The sequence below is a fragment of the uncultured Senegalimassilia sp. genome (assembly GCF_934636665.1).
Taxonomy (GTDB): Bacteria; Actinomycetota; Coriobacteriia; order Coriobacteriales; family Eggerthellaceae; genus Senegalimassilia.
Genome location: NZ_CAKUAT010000033.1, coordinates 1 through 4003, shown reverse-complemented (window position 1 = coordinate 4003; position 4003 = coordinate 1). Strand labels below are relative to the sequence as shown.

General features: G+C 59.0%; 3 protein-coding genes. All 3 read right to left on the bottom strand.

All coding sequences use genetic code 11. From position 1 onward, the window contains the following. Nucleotides 1-120 precede the first annotated feature (120 nt). Nucleotides 121-1542: an oligosaccharide flippase family protein gene (locus Q0G75_RS09270; RefSeq protein ID WP_294417095.1), complete on the bottom strand. Its 1422-nt coding sequence runs from the start codon at nt 1540-1542 to the stop codon at nt 121-123. A gap of 192 nt (nt 1543-1734) precedes the next feature. Beyond that, nucleotides 1735-2832, bottom strand: a complete 1098-nt coding sequence (locus Q0G75_RS09265) for a glycosyltransferase family 2 protein (RefSeq protein WP_294417097.1) — start codon at nt 2830-2832, stop codon at nt 1735-1737. Further along, on the bottom strand, nt 2807-4003 hold a 1197-nt coding region (locus tag Q0G75_RS09260; RefSeq protein WP_294417982.1), incomplete at its 5' end, for a sugar nucleotide-binding protein. The genes Q0G75_RS09260 and Q0G75_RS09265, both read right to left, overlap by 26 nt.

Below are 4003 nucleotides of genomic sequence, written 5' to 3'. Positions count from 1 at the left end.
CCTGGGAGGGCAACGAGGTATGGCTCTACGGGGCCAACGGCACCGCCGCCCAGGCGTGGCTGATCGACGGCGCGGCGAAATAGGAGCTCGTCGGAGTTTCTTATTCCATTTTGGGAGGAGTTACTTCCTGACTAGCTTGCGCAGGAACATCAAAGCCACCTCGTTTTTCAGCAGAACGCCAACGGCGGCATACACGACGGCGGCCACAAAAGCCGCGACGACGATACAGAGCAAATTCGATGCGATGAGCATGTCGCAGGCAACGACTGCCGCGCACATGACCACGAGTGCGACCAGCGTCGATAGCACGAAGCGGGCCGTGAACCAGACTCGCAGGTAGCGCTTCAAGCACGCCCACAGCACCAAATCGAGCGTCACCTCCGTGACCACCGTTGCGACCACCGCCCCGTTCTGAGCAAACAGGGGGATGAGGATGGCGTTCAGAACTATGTTGACGACCACGCCGCAGGTGTATGCGACAAGCTGGTACCTCTCGTTCCCCGTGGCGATGGTGGTCTGGTATATGACGTTGCCGACGCTCTTCGCGAATATGAGGAGCGCGAACAGCTGCAACGTCAGCGAGGCGGGCGCGAACGCGTCGCCGAACAGTATGATGACGACCTTGGGCGCCAGGATGAAGACGCCCAGACACATGGGAAGGGCGATGAACACGTTTAGATCCATCGACTGCTGCACGAGCCTGGAGAACTCCTTGGTATCGTTCTTGAACTCGTAGCTCAGGCGAGGGAGGTAGACGTTCGTGATGGCAACACAGAGCGTCTTGGCGATCTCCTCGGCGTTGTAGGCATAGGCGTAGTACGCGACTATCGAGCTCGAGCAGAGGAAGCCCATCATCGTGATGTCGATCTTCGTGTAAAGGCTGAAGAGCACGTTGGTGCCCGCCAGGACCGCGACCGGGCGCAGATGTCGCGCGAAAGACAGCCCCTTGAGGGTGAAATCGACCGACCTGTGAAGGCAAAACACGTTCACGATGTAGTTGGCAAACGTCCCCAAGCATGTGATAGCGGCGTAGGCATAAACATCGGAGGGGCTCTTGACCAAAAGAACGGTAAGCAGCAGGCAGGTGGTTCTGACGACGGTGCCCCTGATGGATATGAAGTCGTAGCGTTCGATGCCCTGGAAGAGCCATTCGACGTTGAGCGCGTTCGCGACGATGAGGGAGCCGAAGATGAGATAGAGCTCGGGAACTGCGGCCCCGTACATGATAGCCACGCAAACCGCGTATGCGGCGAGGAAGACTACAGTCGAAACGAAGTTGATGATCAGGAGCTCAGAGAACACCGCCGAGCGGGCGCGCCTGTCGTCGCCCGCCTTCGCAATCTCACGCACGCCGTAGGCTGGAATGCCGAGCGGCGCAAGGGCCACGAAGTAGGAGACCAGGTTATTCGCGACCGAAACTTCCCCGAGAGCATCAGGAAGCACGACACGCGAAACGTACATCGAACTTATCAGCGGAACAAGTACGAGCACAAGCTGGTAAGCGACGTTGAACATCGAGTTCTTTGCGAGGGAAGGTCTCATTGAGCTATCCAGAATCCAGACGTTGTTATTCCATAAGGGCTTTTATTGTTGAAGCCTATTCCCATAATTAGTGCTTTGGATGGTCCGTATTCCCGTATTTAACAAATCATCCTCTGTTAACGAAAGTCAATATGTCGAACCATGTGAGCATGCGATAGGGTAAACGCGAAATGCTAACCTTGCCGGTTTCGCTCATCTCGCCAATTGCCTCAGCCTGGCAAGCATCCCGTAAACCCTAAACGCGGCGCGCATATGGCCTCGCGACAAAAGAACCGCAGCAAGGCACCACTCGCGTCGGTGGCCAAGGCTATCTGAGGGAAATGTCACCAAATTATCACGGAGCCATGCGTTGCTGAAAGAAGCAAGCCAGGCGTCCTCCAACTGAGGAACGCCTCGGCTGACCTTCGCCGCTTTCTTAAACTGCTCCATAAACTCACGAGCCACAACAAGACGACTGTCGCCAGATGACAACACAAATCGCTCATCCAGTTCGGCGACCGTCCCTATGAACCGCTTGAGAGACTCGACGTCTTCGGTGCGCACTTTTGCGCAAGTAGAAGAGCTATTCACATCCCAATAATACGCAGCAAAAGGCACGAATCCGACACAACCGTCGCCAAGTCGCCACAGGCACTCCAGATTAAACAACCTATCCTCAGAAAACCTCAGTCCTGTTGGGAATGGCGCAAGTCTGCTGCCCAAGCACGCAACAACGTCCTCAATCAGGCTTCGCCTGTATAGGCGACCCCATGAGGCATTGAAATCATACCCCTGCGCACCGTCAATGAGAGCATCAATGCCCCCTTCAATCATGGCGCGGCTAAGAGCGCTGCCCGAGACCGCCGAAAGGCGCAATAAAGCGGAGCGGATATCCCCTGTGGCCAAACCAGCAAAACCAGGCCTAGAGTGCATGCATACGACGATGTCGAGATGCCTTTCATCTGCGGCAGCTGCGAGCTCACCATAATCTCCTGGGAACATATAATCATCCGCATCTAGGAAAACAACCCAGTCGCCATGCGTCATATAGAAGCCGGCATTACGCGCAGCAGCTCTGCCTCTGTTTGTCTGCCTTATAAGCCTGATTCTTGGCTCATCCGCAGCAAGTTCCCCAACAATCCGTGCCGTCCCATCGGTTGATCCATCGTCGATCACTATAACTTCAAGCAGCGCCTTGCCAACGCCAAATGCACTTTTGATGCATCGCTTAATGGTTCCTTCTGCCTGATAGGCGGGAACCACAACACTAATCGTGGAATTACCCTTAGCAGGCATGGCAAAATCCCTCAAGCTCCTCCTCCCACTCACGAGGAGAGAATCCAATTGAGCCAAGCTTCGAAAGGCAGAGCGCAGAATGCACCGGCCTGGACGAGACGGAGCACTTGGCGTCTGCGTAGTACTCGGCGGTCGTGACGGGACTCACAGCACTGGCGTTGCCGTTGCGCAGCTCGAACACCTTCTTGGCGATGTCGGCCCAGGACGCTACGCGGCCGGAGCCGGTCAGGTTGTAGGTCCCGTGCTCGCACGGGCTGCTCGGCTCCTTGTCGCCGTCGCGATAGCCCAGCAGCCAGAAGACGCCCTCGGCCATGTCGCGGGTGAAGGTCAGGCGGCCGAACTGGTCGTCCACCACCGTCACCCGGTCCAGCGCGTCGTCCGGGTCGGCGCAGCGGTCGGAGAGCGCCGCCATCGTGCGCACGAAGTTCTTGCCATCGCCGATGACCCAGCTCGAGCGCACGATGTAATGCCTCGGGCAGTTGGCCACGGCGATGTCGCCGGCGACCTTGGTCTGGCCGTAGACGCCCAGCGGGCTGAAGGGCTCGTCCTCGTCGTGCTCCTCGACGGTGCCGTCGAACACGTAGTCGCTGGAGACGTGCACGAGCGCGATCCCGTGCTCGGCGCACGCCTTGGCCAGCAGCGCCGGGCCCTGGGCGTTCGCCTTCCATGCCGCTTTGCGGCCCTCGGGCGTCTCGGCGGCGTCGACGGCGGTATAAGCGCCGCAGTTGATAACGGTGCCGTAGAGCGTCCAGTCGACCTTGGAGTAGTCGGCGGGGTCGGAGAAGTCGAACTCGTCGCGGTCGCCGAAGTCGAAGGAATCGGCGATCCCACGCTCCTCGGCGAGCTTTCGCACCGCGCGGCCGAGCTGGCCGTTGGCGCCGGTGACGAGCGTGCGGCGGGGCGCCATGGGGATGGCGTCCTTCAGCATGGGGTGGGCCTTGTCGGCCTCGGAGAGCTCGCACTCGTCGAGCGGGATGGGCCAGTCGATGCCCAGCTGCGGATCGGCGAGGTTGACGAAGGTGTAGGTCTTCTTGAGCTCGGCCGACCAGTGGGCGTTCACCAGGTAGGTGTATGCCGTGCCGTCTTCGAGCGCCTGGAAGGAGTTGCCGACGCCGCGGGGCACGTAGATGGCCTTGGAGGGGTCGATGACGCACGTGTAGACCTCGCCGAAGCTCTTACCCGGGCG